Here is an 18,530-nt window from a genome sequence, read left to right on the forward strand (position 1 = left end):
GTTGGCACCCTCCGTCCATGGGACCGGGGCGGGGTCGCGGTGTGCTCTCCAGCGTCCCCGTTCCCGACGCGCCCAGGCATAGGCCGTTCGGTCCCTGCCTGGGCCCACAGGACCCATACCCCGGGCAGACCCACTCGCCAAAACTGGATATGGACCCGAATCAGGAGGCCGTTCATGAGCACTCCTTCTCCCATCCGCATCAATGCCGCGCTGCCGGCCGACTGCCGTTCGCGCTTGATGGAGTTCGCCCGCGAGGTCAACCTCGACGAGGGGACCCGCCTCTTCCACGAGGGGGGGGTCGTGCGGACCGGTTCTGGATCGTCCGGTCGGGCACCGTGACCCTGGACGTGCACGTTCCCGGTCGACGCGCCCGCGACCGACGGGGGGCACGGTGACGGTGAGGACACCGTCGGCGGCAACGATCGACGCCTCAGAACGGGTGGCCTCGGCGTGACGGGCGGTGGTTCGTCAGGGCCTCCCCGATGACGGCGGGCATCTCGTCCGCGACTTCGGGTGATGCGTCCGTGTCGATGAGGCCCTCCATGCGCAGGGCCAGGGCGAAGCGGAGGGCTGCCGCGGCTTCGACCACGGCCTGGACGATGCGGGAACGCAGTTTGGGCGAAGCACCGAAACGAAACCGGCGAGCCTCCAGTCGTCACCGGCGTCCACGAGAACGACGGCGGCCTCGACGATACCGTGCAGAACGTGGGGCAGGTCGAACTCACGGCCAACCGACATGACGGCCTCCAGCAGGCCGTTCAGCCGGTCGCGAGTGCCACGGACCTCGTCGATGCGGACTTGGCGCTCTTCGAGGAGCCCTCCGGCCATCGGAGGCCGTGCCGGGCGACCACCTCTACGGTGGACCCGGCAGGCGCGGACGTCCATTCCGGTCTGGGCGCTATTGCTCCGTACGGCGGGGCCTGCCCGATGCTGCATGCAGGTGCCGGACATGGGCGTCCGGGCCGGGGAAGAACACTGTGGTACGACCCGTGTCGGACCAGCGCACGTCGTAGGGAGGGGTGCCGTCCTCATGGTGCAGGGCGATGACTTCGCCGTCTCGGCCCGGCTTTCCGACGGTGGGGCCGCCCACGACGATCTGGACGCCCACCTCGGCGTGCACGCCGGTTCCCGGTACATACGTCTTCATGATCATGCCTTTCTGTGGAACGCGCCCCGGAGGATCCGGGCGGCGATGAACGCCCCGAGGCAGGCCACGGCGGCGAGCCCCGTACCGGACCAGCCCACGGGCTCGGTGTCCAGCAGGGACTGGAATGCGGGCACGTACAGGGCGGCCGTCCCAAGGAGCGCGGAGACCGCCACGGAGGCGGGGAGGAAGAGGTTCTGCCTGGTGAGCAGTCGGGCGCGTAGGCCCAGGGCCACCCCGAGCTGGGCCGCCAGCAGGGCCAGGAAGAGCACGCTCTGCCAGGGCAGGTCCATAGCACGTGCGACGATGCCGGCGGCCAGGCTCAAGGTCGTCACAACTGCGGCGAGTACCAGGAGGCGTTGCCACACGCCCGCGGCCAGGATGTGCTGTCCGGGCGGGCGCGGTGGGCGTCGCATGGCCTGCGGAGTGACGGGTTCGGCGCCCATGGCCACGCCCGTCAGCCCGTGGGTGAGGAGGTTGATCCACAGGATCTGGCCTGCCCGCAGGGGCAACGCCAGGCCGAGCACCGGGCCTGCCAGCATCACCAGTATCTCGGCGGCTCCGCCCGCCATGGCGTAGACGAGGAAGCGCCGGATGTTGTCGTAGACGCGGCGGCCTTCCTCTACGGCCTTCACCACGGTGGACAGCTCGTCGTCGGTGAGCACGAGGTCCGCCGCCTGGCGGGCGACCTCGGTTCCGCGGGCGCCCATGGCCACACCGATGTCCGCCTGGTGGAGGGCGGGGCCGTCGTTGACGCCGTCCCCGGTCATGGCCGTTACGGCGCCCCGGGCGCGCCATGCGCGGACGATGTCCAGCTTCTGCTGCGGGTCGGTCCGGGCGAAGACACGGATCCGGGTCAGGTCGGTGTCCGGGGCCGCGGCCAGTTCCGGCCCGGTGAGGACCTCACTGGCGGATCCGTCCTCGACGAGGCCGGTACGCACGGCGATGGCTTGGGCCGTCGCCGGATGGTCGCCGGTGATCAGGACGGGGGTGATGCCCGCCGCGCGGCATGCTTCCAGGGTCGTGGCGGCCGACACTTTGGGCGGGTCACTGATGGCGACGAGGCCCAGGAGGCTCAGTCCGTGCTCGGCCTCGGGAGCCGGCCGGTCCCACACGAGTCGCTCGGTTCCTGCCACGGCCAGGACCCGAAAGCCTTGCGCGGCCAGAAGAGCGGCCTGACGGCGGGCCCCGTCCAGAAGCTCCTGCGGTGCGGCAAGCACCTCGGCGGTCAGTACCGCCTCCGGCGCGCCCTTGAGGCATACCAGGACGTTTCCGTCCGGAAGATGGTGCAGTGTGGTCATACGCTTGCGGAGGCTGTCGAAGGGAGCTTCCGCGAACCGGGGACAGTCCCGGTGCAGGGCGGCCTGGTCCGGGCAACCCGCTCTCGCGGCTGCCGCCAGCAGCGCGGCCTCCATCGGATCGCCCACAGCCGTCCACATGTCCGAGCCCTTTCCGGGGGGCCGCAGGCCGGCGTCGTTGCACAGGGCCGCCGTCGTGAGCAGTTCCTGCAGTGGCCGGAGCTGGTCTGCCGCCAGGGGCTGCCCTTCTCGGGTCAGGCTTCCCAGCGGCTCGTAGCCGCTGCCGGTCACATCTGCGGTGCCGGAGGGCGTCCACAGGTGCTGGACCACCATGCGCCCCTCGGTGAGGGTGCCCGTCTTGTCCGTGGCCAGGATGCTCACGGAGCCAAGGGTTTCCACGGCCGGCAGACGGCGGACCAGGGCGTTGCGGGCTGCCATCCGGCGCGCTCCGAGCGCGAGGGCGAGTGTGACCACGGCGGGGAGGGACTCCGGCACTGCGGCGACAGCCAGGCTGATGGAGGTCACGGCCATCGTGCTCCACGGGAGGCCCCGTGCCAGGCCCAGGGCGAAGAACAGCACGCACAGGGCGATGGTGACGGCCGCCAGGATCCGGCCCAGTGATGCGAGGCGACGCTGGAGCGGGGTGAGGTCCCGGCCCGTGTCGAGGAGAGCCGCGATGCGCCCGAGGGCACTCGCCGGCCCCGTGGCGGTCGCGGTAGCGGACCCTCGGCCACGGACGACGACGGTGCCTGCGCTGACCGTGTCGTCCGCCGTCTTGTCCACCGGCTCGGATTCGCCCGTGAGCATGGATTCGTCCACCAGGAGTGCGGATGCCTCGGTCAGGTCGGCGTCTGCGGCGACGATGTCCCCCTCCCCCAGCAGCAGGAAGTCACCCGGCACCACCAGTGCCGCCGGAACCTCGTGCGGGGTGCCGTCGCGCAGCACTCTCGCGTGCGGGGCGGAGAGGGCGGAGAGCGCGGCGACAGCGCGGTCCGCCCGGACTTCCTGCGCCACTCCCACGGTCGTGTTGAAGACGACCACCAGGCCGATGACGACGGCGTCCGGGTGGTCCCCGATCGCTATGGTCAGCACCATGGCCCCGAGGAGCACCATGATCAACGGGTCGCGGAGTTGGGCCAGCACCCGTCGGTGCAGCGGCGTGGACCGTGGGGGTGCGACTTCGTTCCTGCCGTACCGGGCCAGGCGGCGCTTGGCTTCGGCCTGGGTGAGCCCCGGTCCCGCCGGGAAGCCGACAGGCCGCGTGGTGGTCGTACGTATGGTCATGGCGGCGTCATTCGCTCGGCACGGTGATCACAGGGCAGTGCGCACGGTGCAGGAGGCCGTGGACGACGGAACCGAGGCGCATTCCGGTGTATCCGCCGCGACCCCGGCGGCCTACCACCAGGGCCAGGGCGTGCTCGGCCGCCCGCGCCAGTTCCTCGACCGGGTGGCCCGTCATGGCCTCGTGGGTGACGTGCACGTCGGGGTACTTGTCCGACAGGCCTGCGGTGGCCTCGGAAAGCAGTGCGCGCTGTGCCCGCAGGGCGACTTCCTCGTCGTTCGGCATGAACAGGGCTGGTTGCCACACGCAGACGACCCGGAGCGCGGCTCCGCGCAGGTCCGCCTCGTCGAAGGCGAATGTCAGCGCGGCCGTGGCCGATGCGCTTCCGTCGAGGCCGACGACCACGTAGGGCGGCTGCCGGCTGATGTGCTCCCCCTCGCCCACGACGACGACCGGGCAACTGGCCTGGGCGCTGACGGGGACCACAATGGAGCCCGCGCTGAAGAACTCCGCGGTGCGGCTCAGGTGTCGCGAGCCGAGCACGACCAGCCGGGCCTCCTTGGCCACCCTGCCCAGGACAGGGGCGGGGAACCCGTGGAGCAGGTCGCCGGTGACGTCCACCTCCGGGTGACGGGCGTGTACCCAGTTACGGGCCTGCTCGAGTCTGTCGGCTCCCGCCCGTCGCAGGGCCATGTGGCCGGGGGTGTCGTCGACGTGGTGGGTGTCGTGCTGCGGCGCCACCGCGAGCACCAGGCGCAAGGGAAGCCGACGGCGGTGCGCCTCGTCGGCGGCCCAGGCGAGGGGCAGATGCCAGTCCCTGGCTGGGTCGATCCCGACGACGATGTCTCGGCCCTTGCGGCCGGTCATGGCCTGCTCCCGAAGTCGCTGCCCATCCGGGGAATGAGGAGGACGGGGCAGTGCGCGTGGTGCAGGACGCTGTGCGTGGCCCTGCCCAGGCTGCGGGTAATCCCGAGGGCGCCGGGGACCCGGCGGCCGCCCATGACGAGCAAGTCGGCGCGGCGGGAAGCCTCGACCAGGACGCCGGCCACGGAGATGCTCTTCTCGGCGTCGGCCCGCACCTCGAGGTCGGGGAACTCGTCGCGGACCGCGTCGGTGACGGCACGCAAGGCTTCCGCGTGCGTGGCCGCGATCTCGTCGACGTCGTCGAGCATGCTCACGACCAGGCCTACGGACTGCAGGATGTTCCAGACGTGCAGGAGTCGGAGCGATCCCTTGCGCAGTACGGCCTCGCACGCGGCGTAGCGGGCGTACAGGAGGTCGTGCTCGTCACGGATGGCGGCGAGGACGGTTCCGGTCTCCTTGGCCCCGTCGAGGCCCCGGACAATGACGACCGGGGTCATGGCGGCAGCCGCGACGTCCAGGCCGACCGAGCCGAGCATGAGCGAGTCGAATCCGCCGACGCCGCGATTGCCCACCACGATGGTGCCGTGCAGGGCACCGGCCCGGTGGAGGGTGCTGACGGCGTCGGCTCGGCTGAACTCCGTGCTCACGCGCAGACCTGGGTACTGGCCGGTAACAGCCTTCGCCGTTTCGTCCAGGAGTTCCCGGCCGTTGGCGCGGACCCGTTCGATGATCTCCGCCCACAGGTAGAGGGTCCTGCCGTCGGTGTCGGCCCCGTAGACGATGTGCAGGGGGCGGTCGCGGCGTACGGCCTCTGCTGCCGCCCACATGGCGGCCGTACGTGCCGCGTTCGAGCCGTCGACGCCAACAACCACTGAGCTCGTATCCGGGGTGCGGAAGGTGCTTTCCACGGTTCCTCCCAACCGATAAGCCGACGGGGGACACGACTCACGGTGGCACTGCCGACGCGCCCGGGCGAGGGCCGCCCGGGACCGCGATCGGGACCAAAGGTCCCCATCGTCCCGCGCGCCGCCGCTCCGCCCGAGGGCCATCGCCCTCCCGGCCTCTTCTTGTCCGTCCAGGGGCGGAGATCGCCGCGGGCGGGGTCGTGGAGCAGGGTGAGAGCGAGGTCGACGAGTCGATGGTGAAGTCGGCCGATGGCCGCTGCGCCCACCCGAGCTGCCTGCCCGGTCCCAGGGTGCCTCGCCCCAGACCGGTCCGACCAAGTTCACCAGGATCTTGCCCGAATGCCGCAGCGGTCACCGGCTACCCGATGCTCCCGTTAGAACTACCGGCCGAGTAGCAGACCCAGCCGTGAGCCGGAATGCAGGAGACGTCAGACTGTTCCAGTATGGGAGCCGGGTCGGACGTGTCGCTGTCCACGGAGGTGAATACGTTGATGCCACCCGGGCGGCGCCGGGCCAGTGGAGCTGGACGAGACCTTCGGCCGCACGGACCAGTTCCCGGGTGGGCCACGGGTACGTCATGCGCCGTTCCGGCCTATTCGGATGCCGGGCCGTACTCCCCTCGGGGTGAGGGCTGAAGACAGCAGCGCGTCCCTGGCCGACCGGTGGCCTCACGATCACCGTAATTGAGGCCCGAGCAGCCACAGCACCAGGCTGAGAACGGCCTCCGGCAGCCAGCGCGAGAGGACAGCGGGCATGGCAATGCCTCATCCGATCAACGGTCGGCACGATCGTCAGGACTCGAAGCTCTCCCAGGCCGCGGCCACGGTCGGGATTGACCTCAGCGCGTGGGATCAGGGCCCGGTCTCCTCAGGCTGCGGTGAGCGGGGCCGTGCCCAGCACGTGGTGCGCGAGGTATGGGCCGGCGCGGCCTCCAGGGCACCGCGATGAGTACGGCCGCGACTCCGTCCCCCTCCACAGCCGAGACTACCGACGATGCGGGGGGATCGGGGAGTGCCTCCGGACCGTCGATCCTCACCCTGACGATGAATCCCGCAATCGATCTCTGCTGGGAGGTCGATCGCCTGGAGGGCATCGGAAAGAACCGTGCGCGGGTCAGGTCGGTGGCCGTCGGGGGCGGAGGGATCAATGTCGCCCGTCATGTCGTACGGCTCGGAGGACGAGCCACCGCCTTCCACACCGCCGGAGGCGAGGTCGGCTTGCGCCTGAACCGACTGCTGGACGAAGAGGGCATCGACCACGTCGCCGTCGACATCGACGACGAAACCCGCGAAGCACTCGTGCTCTTCGAAACGCAATCGCGCCGCAGTTTCCACATCGTGCCGCCCGGCCCGCGCCTGCACCGGCGCGAGGGAGAGCGGTGCCTGGAGGTGCTGGAGCGGTTCGTGGCCAGCAGTCCCTCGTACGTCGTCGCCAGCGGCAGCCTGCCCGCCGGACTGCCGGACGACTTCTACGCGACCGTCGCCCGCCGGGTCAGGAGAGCCGGATCCCGGCTGATCCTCGACACCTCCGGGCCGGCGCTCCCGGCAGCGCTCGCCGAGGGCGTGTTCCTGTTCAGGTGCAACCGAACCGAGGCCGAGAGCCTGACCGGCCACCCCGTCAGCGGCTTCGACGACGCCCGATCCCTCAACGAACGCCTCCTCACCACGGGGGCCGCCGAGATCGCCGTCACCACCCTCGGAGCGCTGGGCGCGCTGTGCTCGACCGCGCACGGCCACACCGAACTCCACGCACCGCCGCTGCCCGGTGAGCCCCTGAGCGACGCCGGAGCAGGAGACAGCATGGTCGCCGCCCTCACCACGCGGCTGGCCGCCGGCGAGGACCCCGTCAGCGCCTGCGCGCTGGGGGTGGCCACGGCCGCCGCGGCGATGCTCACCCCCAGCACCGAACCGTTCGACGTGGAGGTGGCGCGGTCCCTGCGCTCGCAGGTGCGGACCGCCCGCCGCGGCTGAGCAGGGTCTCGCAGCCGGATCCCGGGACTACCCGAAGGGCACGACGGCGACCGGTGCGGCGCAGTGGTGGATCACGGCGTGCGCGACGTGACCGATGTGGGGCCCCATCGGTGCCGGGTGCCTGCGGCCGCCCGACCACCACGAGTTCCGCCCCCTCCGAGGCCTCCAGGAGCTGGACTGCGGCGGCTCCGATGACGGCTTCCTCGACAACTTGGACGTCCGGGTAGCTCCTGCGCAAGGGCCGGACCAGTTCTGCCAGAGCGGACGCGACGTGGCCGCCGACCGTCTCGCCGATGCCTGGATCGGCCACCAACGCGTACACGGACGGACCGGGCGGGGGCCAGCCGTGCACGACCCGAACGCTCACGCCCTGACGCGCCGCCTACAGGAACGCGAATGCGAGCACGGGAGTGTTCGGGTGTCGGAGGTCGGCGCCCATGACGATCTCGCCGACAGCCGGCTCGGGTCTCGTTTCCGCGGCCGCAGCGCCCGCCCGGTCGGCGCGTACGAGCACGACCGGCTGGTGGGAGCGGCGAACGACGGCCAGAGAAACAGACCCGGCCAGGAACCCCGCGAGCCCTCCGAGCCCGCGGGAGCCGAGCACCATGAGAACCGACTCGTCGGCGGCCGCACTCAGCAGGGAGCAGGCGCGAGCTCGCGCCTCTTCGGTCGTGACCTCCAGCCCCGGGTGGTCCCTGCGCAATTGCTCGGCCGTGTCGCGGAGCAGTCCCGTGGACCGCTCCGCATCGTAGGCGGCGATCGGGTAGGGAATCGCAGGCGCGACCGGCCACTCCTCCACCTGGACCACGTGCAGATGGGCCTCACGCCGTACGGCCTCGCGCGCGGCCCAGGCGGCCGCTGCGAAACTCTCGGAGGATCCGTCCAGACCCACTGTGACCTGGACCGTCATTTCGTACCTCCTCCCGGACGCGTCGGCCCGGAACGACCGGAAGCGTCCGAGCGAGCGCGGTCTCCAGCGTCGTGCTCCGACTTCGGTGGCGTGAGGGGCCGACTGGGCCAGAGAGCTGCCCGAAAGACCCATGCCCGAGGCCGACGGATAGCCCACCGTGGCAGCATCCACCGGAACCGGAGGTACGGCCATGACCGACACTGCACCGGAAAAGTCTGGTACCCGGCTTCCAGGAGATGCCCACCGGCTCGATGTCACCCACGTCGCGGGCGACGTCTACGTGGTCGACGTGCGCGGCCACCGCTTCCGTGTCGACCAGCCCACGGATGCGGGCGGCACGGACACCGCGCCCACGCCGACCGAGCTGTTCGCGGCCTCCTTGGCCACGTGCGTCGCCTTCTACGCGGGGCGCTACCTGCTCCGCCACGGTCTGTCGAGCGACGGCCTGGCCGTGCGGGCGGAGTTCGCCATGGCCACCGACCGACCCGCCCGGGTGGCCACCGTGCGCCTGGTGATCGTGCCGCCCCCGCAGATGCCCGAAACGCGGCGCGCGGGCCTTCTCGCCGTCGCCTCGCACTGCACCGTCCCTCCAGCAACCGCCGGAGATCGGCATCGACCTCGCGTCGTAGCCGCTGCTCAGCGCAAGACGCTGATCCTGTCGGCGCCTGGGGACCGAGCCGGGCAGCGAACACCTGACGCACCGAGCATCTCGGCCCCACACCGGTCAGGTTCTCCGACCGCTGGGGCGGCATGACCGAGCCAATCATCGAAGCCTCCACGGATGCCGGCACCGGCGCGACGGCGGAGCTGATCCGAGTCGCCGATGTCCAAGCGCTCGTCAATGTGAACGCCGGCGCTGGACGGGCTCAGGAACTTGCCGACTCCTGGAATCCTCCGCTCGTGGCCCTCGACGCCATGGGCTCGAGGGGAATCTGGCAGTTCACGAGCCGGCCTGAGGCCGCCTGCCACAACCTGATCGGGCCAGCAGTGGACACTTGCTTCCGGGCAGATCTGGAGGGACCGCTCTGGGCCGTGGCAGTGGCGGGCATCTACGACGCTCCAGACGAAGCTGCGTACCAAAGTCCCGTGATCCCCGCGCAGGACACTCTCCTCGGCGCCGCACAGAGCACCGGGGCCACGGCCCTACAGCAAGGCATGGCCGGCTTTCAGGAACACCAACGCTCAAGTCAAGCGTGCATGACGAGCTCCCGATCGTTGTCGTCCTTGCCCGGCCGGACTTTCTGCCCGACGTCCTGTGGTTTTGGAATGCTCGTGCTCTGCGCTTGCACGTACACACCGAGGTGCCCCTCTTGCTGTTTCCCGACGATGCACCAAAGAACTGGATCAACTTCGCGGGCGACATCCGGCTGTCACAGGTCCGCTCGGAGCTCCGCGTTCAACCGGACGTCGTCCTCATCAGTCGGAGCGTTGCGGAGGATGAGCTGCACGAAGCGGCACGTCAGGCCGGTCTCACGGGCCAGGAAGGCGGCGCTGAACCCGTCGGTCAGTGCGGGCAGGTGGCCACGAGGGAGGCGGGCAGGACGTCGACGAGGAAGGTGCCGGTGGGGCGAGCCGCCGACAGCCACACGAGGCCGGCGGCCAGGACGAGCAGGCCGCCCGCGATCAGCAGCTTGGGGCCGAAACGGCCGAGCAGTCGTGCGGTGACCGTGGTCATGAGCAGCATCAGCAAACCTGTCATGGGCAGCAGCGCCGCTCCGGAGGCGAAGGCGCCGTATCCGAGCACCTGCTGGAGGTAGAGGTTGAGGAAGTACCACATCGGGATCCGGGCTGCCCCGAGCAGGGCCATCGCCAGGTTGGAGACGCCCAGGCCGGGGGTGCGCCAGATGCCGAGCGGCACGAGCGGCGCCTTCGAGACCCGCTGGATCAGTACGAATACGGTCAGCAGCACCAGACCCGCGAGGAGTTCGACGAGGGTCGCGGCCGAGGTCCAGCCGGCTTCGGGGGGCGGACGACGGCGAAGACGGTGAGCGCGAGCCCGGCGGTGACGGCCGGGAGGAAGCCCGTGGCCAGCAAGGTGGCGACGCCGATGGGGACGTAGACGACGAAGACCCAGGGCCAGCTGGCCCACTCGGTGAACACCCCGCCCAGGAACACGCCCGCCGTACCGCCGGCCGGTGCGGCGGCGCCGTAGAGGGCGAGGGCCTTCCCGAGCTCCTTGGGGTCGTGCCCGAAGAGCATCACCAACAGGGTCATGGAGGCAGGTGCGATGAGCGCGCCGCCAACGCCCTGCACCGCACGACCTGCGACCTCCACCCAAGCGGTGGTCGCGGCCGCAGCGACCACGGAGCCGGCGATCAGGACGCTCCAGCCGACCACGAAGACCTTCCGGGCTCCGAGGAGGTCGGAGAGGCGGCCCCCCAGAAGGAGCAGTCCGCCGAAGGCAATGACGTAGGCGTTGAACACCCACTGCAGATCCCCTTGGGAGAAGCCCAGGTCGCGATGCATCTCCGGCAGCGCCACGCCGATGATCGACGTATCCGTGATCACCATGAACTGTGCGGCGGCGAGCACACCCAAGGCCCACCAGCGACGCGGATTGACGGTAGACATGACCGCTCCCACGAGAGAATTCAATACCCCCAGGGGTATCTACTGATGACGCGATCCGTATACCCCCCACGGATATTTCCCCAAGGGGCAGGAAATCCTGCCCGGCTTCGCACCGTGAGGAAGAGGCGCTTACGATGCCGCTATGGATCAGCAGGCGAGGCGCGCGGTGACGCCCCTCGGGCTGCGCTCCCACCTGCTGCTGGTCTTGGCCGTACTGGTCGGGCTCGTGGCCATGCACGGCCTGGGGCCGGGTGCTGTTCCGGCTTCCGCCGCCGCACCCGGGTGCGCGGCCGCCGACGAGACGGCCATCGGGCACGGCACTCCTGTCGCGGGCGAGCACGCAATGAAGCTCGACCCCGCGGTGCGTGCCGACGAGCCGGTCGGCGACGGCGGCAGCGGGCACGCCCAGCACGCGGATGCGACCTGCGCCGCCGCGGGCACGGCGGGCACCCCGGTCCTGGCCTCTCCGGCCGCCGCCTTGACCATCGTTACGGCCGCGCCGGTCCTCGATCTCGGAATCGACATGAGCAGTGCGGTTGGCGGACGCGCGCCACCGTCACTGAGCGAACTGCAACTCCTGCGCGTATAGGGCAGCCCGAGCTCTCGGACCAGCCCTTACCCCGGCACGCCCATCGCGCGCGCCTTCACCGCAGGAGTTGCACCACTATGACCACCAAGCGTTCCCTGATCCGTCGCGCCATCGCAGTGGCCGCGGCCGCCACCGCCGCCCTCGTCCTCGCTGCCTGCGGCGGGAACGGCGACAACGCCGGTTCGGCCCACAACGGCCACAGCACCGCCTCGCCGTCCGCGTCCGCCCCGGCACAGCAGGGCGACCACAACGCGGCCGACGTCACCTTCGCCCAGGGGATGATCCCCCACCACCGTCAGGCCATCGAGATGGCCGGCCTCGCCGCGACCCGCGCCGAGTCGGCCGAGGTGAAGAAGCTCGCCAGCGAGATCAAGAAGGCTCAGGACCCGGAGATCAAGACTCTGTCCGGCTGGCTGGCCTCCTGGGGCGAGCAGGTCCCGGCCGAGGGCCAAGGCCACGGCGGGCACGACATGTCCGGGATGATGTCGGCCGAGGAGATGAAGCAGCTGGATTCCTCGTCCGGCAAGGCGTTCGACACCGCCTTCCTCCAGATGATGGTCAAGCACCACGAGGGCGCGGTCGCCATGGCGAAGACCGAGCAGTCCGACGGGAAGTACGGGCCCGCCAAGGAGATGGCCGGAGCGATCATCACCTCCCAAGGCGCGGAGATCGCCCGGATGAACACCCTCCTCGGCGACAAGAGCTGACGCGATTCAGCACGCCTCGGTGCGGGCAGCCGGTGATGGCTGCCCGCACCCGCCTGCCTGTCTCTTCTCAATCGTTCTGGACCTCACACATGACCATCCGCTTCCGGATACCCGCGGTCGCTGTGGCGGTCGGCGCCTGCTGCTGACCGCCTGCTGGACCACAAGCCCCAAGGCCACCGCGCCCAAGGCCGACGATCCCGTCCCGGGAACCGGGCACCTCCACGGTCTCGGCGTGGACCCCGCCGACGGCACCCTCTACGCCGCGGGACATCTCGGCGTCTTCCGCCTCGGCCCCACCGGCGCCGTACGGATCGCCGACCGCTATCAGGACACGATGGGCTTCACCGTCACCGGCCCGCGCACCTTCCTCGCCAGCGGCCACCCCTCCCCCACCACCCCACCGCGACCTCACCTCATCTGGGCCTGATCCGCAGCACGGACGCCGGCCAGACCTGGAGCACCGTCTCCGCCGGAGGGGAGGCCGACTTTCATTCACTCCAGCAGGCCGGCCCGGTCCTCTACGGCCTCGGCAGCCAGACCTCGCAGATCTGGGCCGGCAAGGATGGCGGCGCGACCTGGGAACGGCGCGCGAAGATCCCGGGCGGTGACCTCGCCGCCCACGCAGGGGCGGCTCAGGAGGTGTGGGCGACCACCCGCGACGGACTGCTGCACAGCACCGACGGCGGTGCCACCTTCGAGCCGGTCCCCGGCGCGCCGGCCCTGGCCGCCGTAGAGCGGCCCGCCCCGGACCAGCTGATCGCCCTCGCTGCCGACGGCAAGGTCGTGGCCAGCGGCGACGGCAGGTCCTGGAGCGAACGCGGCCGCCTCCCGGGCGGTGTACAGCCCGCGGTACTGACCGCGGCAAGCCCCGCCCACCTGCTGGCCGCCGACACGAACGACGCCGTCTACGAGTCCAAGGACGGCGGACGCACGTGGAATGCCGTGCACCAACCGGGCCCTACGAACCCAGGGCACTGACTTGCCCGGAGTCAGCCGCAAGATCACCTATCGGAGTGAAGCCTGCGGGGACCGCCCCGCAGGCGGGTACGGGGCCGTGGATAGGATCGCTACGTGAGCACCGCCCGGCCCCGCACCTCCACGTTGCGGACCCGCGTCCTCGCGGGCCCGCGATGCGTGCTGCTGGTGGCCCTGCTGGTGTTCGCCTTCCTCTACTCGCACGGCGTCAGCCTCGACGGGGTCCGCGGCCACACCGACACGGCCGTCGGCGTCCTCACGTCCACCACGGATCCGGCGCTCGCCGAGAGCACCCCGGACGGCCATCACGGCGAGGGGCACGGCGCGGCCCACACCGCCGAGGAGTGCGCCACCAGCACGCCGCAGCAGCCTCCGACGCTGATCCCTCCCGCTGAGCACGCCCTGACGCCGATCCTGCCGGCGGCACCCGCTGCGTCCCCGGACCGGTATCACGGTCCCGCTCCTGCCCTGGGCGGCTCGCGACCGCCAGGCACGACAGCGATCCTGCGCATCTAGACCACCCTGGCTCCCGGCGCCTCCATAGGCCGTCGGTGAGCTCATGCTGCCCGCACATACGTAACTCTGCCCGCCCCGAACCGGGGCCGGGCCCGGTGCAGCCTGCCCTCCGGCATCCGCTCCTGCCGCTACGGCGACGCGACCGTCGCAGGCTCGGCCCGGGCTGCACCCGTACGCCTGCAAGGAGTCCCATGACGCCCACCCAGCTGGCCGACCGCGCCCCGGCCGTGCCCGTCCCCGCACCCCGGTCGGCCGGCCGCAGCAAGATCCGCGAAGCCCGCTCCCGACTCAAAAGGCTCCTGGCCCGCTACCTCGGATACGTGGGCTACTTCGTCGGCGCCGGGCTGATCAGCGGCGCCGTCGTCCACCATCCCCTGGACCCCGCCCGCTACACCCGCATCGCCCTCTACGGCGTCCTCGTCTTCCTCGCCGCGACCGCCCTCAACGAGTTCCTGCTCACCCGCCGCAAGGCGACGTTCAAGCAGGTGGCGGGCATCATGGGCGCCTCCCTGCTGCTCTCCTTCGGTATCGGCATGCTCAGCGGCGGCCTCCAGCACTTCGAGGACTTCCCCACCCGCGCCGCCACCCTCATCCCCGCAGGCATCCTGCTCTCCTTCATCGCCTTCGTGATCAAAGACGAGGACGCCTCCTGGCGACGCATCTTCGGCCTGACCGGACTCGCCATCCTCCTCACAGCCGTCGCCGCCTTCGCCGGCCTGCGCTACGTCGCGTCCTCCATCGCCCCGGAATCAGGCGGGCACAGCCACGGCACCGGCACCGGCGCCGGCGAGAGCGAGACCCACCACGAGGAACCGACCGTGACCGGCAGCACGCAGCCGACCCCGCAGTCCAAGCCGACGGCTCCGGCCCGCACGGCTCCCGCCACTCCCCCGACTGAGCAGCCCCAGGACGACGGACACGCGCACGGGCACTGACTCCGCGGTCACTCCATCGGCGGCTGCTCGGCACCACCCAGCAGTACGGCCAGCAGCCGCCCGATGATCGTTTCCGGCTCCTCACCGCCGCCGGGAACGCGTGTCATCAGCAGGTGATGCATCGTGCCGACCAGTGCCAGCGCGATGGTGGCGGTGTCGGCGTCCGAGGCCATCCGGCCGCCACCCTGCTCCGCCTGCAGGTAGGCGGTGAAAGCGTGCTGGATCACGTCGAACGCAGGCGCTCCGGACTGGAAGCCTTCCCTGGTGCGCAGCGCGGCCGCCGGGCGCGTCAGCGCCAGGCCCACCACCGCTGGAGGCAGAGCATCGAGCAAGGCGAGGACGACGCTCTGGAGATTCCCCGCGACCGTGGCCTGCCCCACCTTCTCGTCCAGCGCCTCGGCTTGGCGGGCGCTGCGCGCGAACCGGTCCAGGACCAGTTCGGCGACGAACTCGTCCAGGCCGGCAAAGTGGGTGTGCAGGACGCCCTTGCCGCAGTCTGCCTCAGCGGTGACGGCCCGGCTCGTGAGGCCCGCCGCACCGTCACGGGCCACTACGCGCTCCGCCGCCGCGAACAACCGCTCGCGCAGGTCCGGAATCGCCACTCCACGAGGTGACACAACAGCCCCTTTCATCAAGCCCGTTGCAAGTATGGGCGAACGCCCATACTGTTTGGGCACTTGCCCATACTAGAGCCGGGGCGCCGCGCTGCGCCCCGGCGGGACGGAGTTCACCCATGGCTCGATTCGCCAACACCGCACAGGCCGAGGCGTGGAACGGTTACGAGGGCGAGCAGTGGGCCCGCAGCCAGGAGCGCTGGGACGCCATCAACAACGGCTTCAACCAGCCCCTCCTGGACGCCGCAGCCATCACGGAAAGCGATCACGTGCTGGACATCGGCTGCGGGGCCGGGCGCAGCACCCTCCTCGCGGCCCAGCGCGCCGTCCGGGGCCGGGCGCTCGGGCTGGACCTGTCCGGCCCCATGCTGGAGCGGGCCCGCGAGTGCGCCCAGCGCGAAGGGGTGGAGAACGTCTCCTTCGTGCAAGGCGACGCCCAGGTCCACGCTTTCGATGCTGAGGGATTCGACGCGGTCATCAGCCGGTACGGCATGACCTTCTTCACCGACCCCGTCGCCGCGTTCGCCAACCTCCACCGCGCACTGCGGCCCGGCGGCCGACTGGCCTTCATCTGCGCCGCCGAAGCCGAAGCCAACGAGTGGCTTGAGGCGCTGGCCTCACTGGAGGGCATCCTGCCGCTCGGCGGCTTCGGCAAGCCCGGCGGCCCCGGCATGTTCTCACTCACCGACCCCGAGCACATCCGCACCCTGGTCACCGCGGGCGGGTTCGGCGAAGTCGACGTGCAGCGGCTCGAGGTGCCGGGAAACTGGGGCGCCGACGCGGCCGACGCCGCGGCGTTCCTGCTGGACTCCGGCCCGGGACGCCATCTACTCAGCCAGGTCACCCCGCCGCAGCAGGCGGAGGCGCGCCAGGCACTGACGGATACCCTGCACCGTCACGAGGCAGAGGGATCGGTGTGGCTGCGCAGCAGCTCCTGGCTGGTCACTGCCATGCACAACGGGGCTGGACGAAGCTGACAGCCTCCCGTACGGGGCCGCTGCCGCTCAGGAGCGGACCATGCGGGCGATGGCCTGGGGGGCTTCGGCGACCTGGCCCTTGGCCTGGTCCCCGCCGTCGGCGATCGCGTCGGCCACACAGGACTGGATGTGGTCCTCCAGCATGGTGAGCCCGAAGGACTGCAGTGCCTTGGTGGTGGCGCCGACCTGGGTGAGGACGTCGGTGTATTAGGCGTCCTCCTCGACCAGGCGTTGCAGGCCGCGGACCTGACCCTCGATGCGGCGCAGCCGCTTGAGGGCATCGTCCTTGTGGGCCGCGTAACCGTGCATGGCGATCCCTTCCCGACGAGCAAGCAATTGCCCCTGGGGGATCCGAGATAACGATGAGCCCGCGCAATGTGTTCCGCCGGCGGCACGCGTACCCAGGGTCAGATCGCCGGCCTCGAGGGCGGCGGCGGTGCCGGTCCCCATGGTTTCTGCGGGCTCCATACGCGAAAACGTGGCAACGGAGGCGGGTGACACATCCCGGGGCATGGCACTGGCCGCCTGCGTCGGGATCCACCTCTCCCGGCGCATGGCACGCTCGGCAGACACCGCCAGGAAGTGGCGGCTGTTCCTGCAGTTCCAGACCGGCGGCAAACTCCACACCGCCACCCTCACCCTGACCGTCGGCTGACACGATGCGGGCGTCGCCCAACGGCGACGCCCGCATCGCGGCGCACGTCCGTGGACACCGGAGCCGCGCCGCGAACCTCACGCTTCCAAGTCGCCTGAGCGGAGATGACCCGCAGGTTGAACTGGCTCGCGCCACAGCCCCGGTGAAGGGGGCGTGGGTGGTGGCGTCTGTACGCAGCATGGAGCGTCCAGTAGCCAGTCGCGCTCAGGTGCCGTGGCGCTCGGCCGGTGCACATATGGCTTGGGCGATGAGGATCGCCACGTCGTCGTGATCGTCGGGGTGTCACAGTGAGTTCAAGAGCCACTGGCAGGTGTCGTCCAGGGGGCGGTGCGGTCCGTCAAGGGTGTCCAGGAGGGTGTTCAGGCGCTCGTCGATGGGGTGGCGGCGTGTTTCGACCAGGCCGTCGGTGTAGAGGACGAGCCGGTCGCCGGGGCCCAGGTCGAAGGCGGTGGTGTGGAAGGGGACGCCGCCGACGCCGAGGGGTGCGCCGGTGGGCAGGTCGAGCAGGCGGGGACGCCGGCCGACTGCGGCGAGGACGGGTGGCAGGTGTCCGGCGTTGGCGATGCGGCACCGGTGGTCGTGGGGGTCGTAGACGGCGTAGATGCAGGTGGCTATGTAGTGCTCGAGACCGCAGGTGATCTTGTCGAGGTGTTGAAGCACCTGGTCGGGTTCCAGATTGAGGTCGGTGAAGGCACAGGTAGCGGTGCGCAGGCGGCCCATGGTGGCGGCGGCGTCGATGCCGTTGCCCATGACGTCCCCGACCACCAGGGCGGTCTTGTCGCCGGTCAGGGGAATGACGTCGTACCAGTCGCCTCCGACCTCGCTGGTCGCCTGGGCGGGCTGATAGAGGGAAGCGACGGTAAGGCCCGTGAGCGGAGGTGGGTGGCCCGGCAGGAGGCTGCGCTGGAGGGTCTCTGCGGTGTTGCGGACGCTCTGGTGCCAGCGGGCGTTGTCGATGGCTACGGCGGCCCGGGCTGCGATCTCCCCGGCGAGCAGGACGTCGTCCTCATCGAAGGGCAGGGGGTTTCGGGCGCGCAGCAGGTCGAATGCGCCGAGGACCTCGTTGCGCGCGATCAGCGGCACGGCCAGATAGGAGTGCACGCCGGCCTGCGCAAAGGCAGCAGCGGCGTCGGCATCTCGGGCGATGTGGGTGAGGTCGTCGCCGCTGGCGTGGGCCACGACGACGGGCGCTCCGGTGTGTACGCAGCGGGTGATCAGCCGGTCCGCGCCGTACGCCGCCAGGTTCCCGGCCGGCAGCGAGGCCGTAATCGCGGGTGTCGGGTAGGCGGCGGCCACGGCGAGGGCCCGGAACGTTTCCGGGCCCAGGGCGCGGGATGGGGTGGCGCGGCGGAAGGCGAGGACGTCGTCGAGGACGTCGACGGCCGCGACGTCGGCCAGGTCGGGCACGGCGACGTGGACCAGCTCCTGCGCGGTGCGCTCCACCTCCAGGCTGGTGCCGACACGGGCGGAGGCGTCGGCGATCACCGCGAGCCGGCGCCGGGCCCGGTCGGCTTCGGTGGTTGCCTGGTGGCGTTCGCTGTCGTCGACCAGCGAGTTCGCCACGCCGATCACCCGCCCGCTGGCGCCATCGATGAGGAAGTAGGACACCGACCAGGCG

The 18,530-nt window shown here is 70.9% G+C and carries 17 protein-coding genes and 5 pseudogenes; 11 read left to right on the plus strand and 11 right to left on the minus strand.

What is annotated here, in order from left to right; genetic code table 11:
- Window positions 1–174 precede the first annotated feature (174 nt).
- Window positions 175–371 (plus strand): annotated as a pseudogene (locus ACWGE1_RS12620) (cyclic nucleotide-binding domain-containing protein); the annotation flags it as partial.
- 59 nt (window positions 372–430) lie between these two features.
- Here the strand turns inward: ACWGE1_RS12620 and ACWGE1_RS12625 are convergent.
- The 6 genes and pseudogenes from ACWGE1_RS12625 to ACWGE1_RS12650 all read right to left on the minus strand — a co-directional run bounded on the left by ACWGE1_RS12625 (window position 431) and on the right by ACWGE1_RS12650 (window position 5,496).
- Complete coding sequence (locus ACWGE1_RS12625; protein WP_453420505.1) at window positions 431–589, minus strand: hypothetical protein; 159 nt, start codon at window positions 587–589, stop codon at window positions 431–433.
- A gap of 35 nt (window positions 590–624) precedes the next feature.
- Window positions 625–828 (minus strand): annotated as a pseudogene (locus ACWGE1_RS12630) (histidine kinase); the annotation flags it as partial.
- Window positions 829–916: 88 nt separating this feature from the next.
- A pseudogene (locus ACWGE1_RS12635) lies at window positions 917–1,120 on the minus strand (DUF1918 domain-containing protein); the annotation flags it as partial.
- 29 nt (window positions 1,121–1,149) lie between these two features.
- Window positions 1,150–3,726, minus strand: a complete 2,577-nt coding sequence (locus ACWGE1_RS12640; RefSeq protein WP_453420486.1) for a cation-translocating P-type ATPase — start codon at window positions 3,724–3,726, stop codon at window positions 1,150–1,152.
- A gap of 7 nt (window positions 3,727–3,733) precedes the next feature.
- Complete coding sequence (locus ACWGE1_RS12645; protein WP_453420487.1) at window positions 3,734–4,591, minus strand: universal stress protein; 858 nt, start codon at window positions 4,589–4,591, stop codon at window positions 3,734–3,736.
- Entirely contained in the window at window positions 4,588–5,496 is a 909-nt protein-coding gene (locus ACWGE1_RS12650) for a universal stress protein (protein ID WP_453420488.1), read from the minus strand. Before ACWGE1_RS12650 ends, ACWGE1_RS12645 begins: the two co-directional genes overlap by 4 nt.
- Before the next feature lie 941 nt (window positions 5,497–6,437).
- Between ACWGE1_RS12650 and ACWGE1_RS12655 the strand changes: the two genes are divergently transcribed.
- Complete coding sequence (locus ACWGE1_RS12655; protein WP_453420489.1) at window positions 6,438–7,463, plus strand: 1-phosphofructokinase family hexose kinase; 1,026 nt, start codon at window positions 6,438–6,440, stop codon at window positions 7,461–7,463.
- A 382-nt stretch (window positions 7,464–7,845) separates the two neighbouring features.
- Here ACWGE1_RS12655 and ACWGE1_RS12660 read toward each other — a convergent pair whose 3' ends face one another.
- A complete protein-coding gene (locus tag ACWGE1_RS12660) occupies window positions 7,846–8,373 on the minus strand; it encodes a universal stress protein (protein ID WP_453420490.1) in 528 nt (175 codons plus the stop codon).
- A 157-nt stretch (window positions 8,374–8,530) separates the two neighbouring features.
- Between ACWGE1_RS12660 and ACWGE1_RS12665 the strand changes: the two genes are divergently transcribed.
- Complete coding sequence (locus ACWGE1_RS12665) at window positions 8,531–9,127, plus strand: OsmC family protein (protein WP_453420491.1); 597 nt, start codon at window positions 8,531–8,533, stop codon at window positions 9,125–9,127.
- A gap of 765 nt (window positions 9,128–9,892) precedes the next feature.
- Here the strand turns inward: ACWGE1_RS12665 and ACWGE1_RS12670 are convergent.
- A pseudogene (locus ACWGE1_RS12670) lies at window positions 9,893–10,944 on the minus strand (MFS transporter); the annotation flags it as partial.
- A gap of 142 nt (window positions 10,945–11,086) precedes the next feature.
- Here ACWGE1_RS12670 and ACWGE1_RS12675 point away from each other — a divergent pair.
- The 6 genes from ACWGE1_RS12675 (at window position 11,087) to ACWGE1_RS12700 (ending at window position 14,666) form a co-directional block, all read left to right on the plus strand.
- Window positions 11,087–11,533 carry a DUF6153 family protein gene (locus ACWGE1_RS12675; protein WP_453420492.1) on the plus strand — a complete coding sequence of 149 codons (447 nt, stop codon included), beginning with the start codon at window positions 11,087–11,089 and terminating at the stop codon, window positions 11,531–11,533.
- Window positions 11,534–11,610: 77 nt separating this feature from the next.
- Window positions 11,611–12,240 (plus strand): DUF305 domain-containing protein, encoded by a 630-nt coding sequence (locus tag ACWGE1_RS12680; RefSeq protein ID WP_453420493.1) that lies wholly within the window; start codon window positions 11,611–11,613, stop codon window positions 12,238–12,240.
- A gap of 232 nt (window positions 12,241–12,472) precedes the next feature.
- On the plus strand, window positions 12,473–12,667 hold the full coding sequence (locus tag ACWGE1_RS12685; protein WP_453420494.1) for a hypothetical protein: 195 nt from the start codon (window positions 12,473–12,475) through the stop codon (window positions 12,665–12,667).
- A 212-nt stretch (window positions 12,668–12,879) separates the two neighbouring features.
- A complete protein-coding gene (locus tag ACWGE1_RS12690; protein ID WP_453420495.1) occupies window positions 12,880–13,218 on the plus strand; it encodes a WD40/YVTN/BNR-like repeat-containing protein in 339 nt (112 codons plus the stop codon).
- A gap of 93 nt (window positions 13,219–13,311) precedes the next feature.
- Window positions 13,312–13,731 carry a hypothetical protein gene (locus ACWGE1_RS12695; RefSeq protein ID WP_453420496.1) on the plus strand — a complete coding sequence of 140 codons (420 nt, stop codon included), beginning with the start codon at window positions 13,312–13,314 and terminating at the stop codon, window positions 13,729–13,731.
- A gap of 191 nt (window positions 13,732–13,922) precedes the next feature.
- Window positions 13,923–14,666: a hypothetical protein gene (locus ACWGE1_RS12700; RefSeq protein ID WP_453420497.1), complete on the plus strand. Its 744-nt coding sequence runs from the start codon at window positions 13,923–13,925 to the stop codon at window positions 14,664–14,666.
- An 8-nt stretch (window positions 14,667–14,674) separates the two neighbouring features.
- Here the strand turns inward: ACWGE1_RS12700 and ACWGE1_RS12705 are convergent, their stop codons facing one another.
- Window positions 14,675–15,283 (minus strand): TetR/AcrR family transcriptional regulator, encoded by a 609-nt coding sequence (locus ACWGE1_RS12705; RefSeq protein WP_453420498.1) that lies wholly within the window; start codon window positions 15,281–15,283, stop codon window positions 14,675–14,677.
- Window positions 15,284–15,399: 116 nt separating this feature from the next.
- Here ACWGE1_RS12705 and ACWGE1_RS12710 point away from each other — a divergent pair, with 116 nt between their 5' ends.
- On the plus strand, window positions 15,400–16,257 hold the full coding sequence (locus ACWGE1_RS12710; protein ID WP_453420499.1) for a class I SAM-dependent methyltransferase: 858 nt from the start codon (window positions 15,400–15,402) through the stop codon (window positions 16,255–16,257).
- Window positions 16,258–16,284: 27 nt separating this feature from the next.
- Here ACWGE1_RS12710 and ACWGE1_RS12715 read toward each other — a convergent pair.
- Window positions 16,285–16,566: pseudogene (locus ACWGE1_RS12715) on the minus strand (metal-sensitive transcriptional regulator).
- A 202-nt stretch (window positions 16,567–16,768) separates the two neighbouring features.
- Here ACWGE1_RS12715 and ACWGE1_RS12720 point away from each other — a divergent pair.
- Window positions 16,769–16,912: a hypothetical protein gene (locus ACWGE1_RS12720; protein WP_280913763.1), complete on the plus strand. Its 144-nt coding sequence runs from the start codon at window positions 16,769–16,771 to the stop codon at window positions 16,910–16,912.
- Between the two features lie 282 nt (window positions 16,913–17,194).
- On the opposite strand, the gene ACWGE1_RS12725 is transcribed toward ACWGE1_RS12720, so the two are convergent.
- Window positions 17,195–18,530, minus strand: a 1,336-nt coding sequence (locus ACWGE1_RS12725) for a PP2C family protein-serine/threonine phosphatase (RefSeq protein WP_453420500.1), incomplete at its 5' end; no start/stop codon positions are given.

The organism is Streptomyces sp. NPDC054932 (assembly GCF_053610205.1).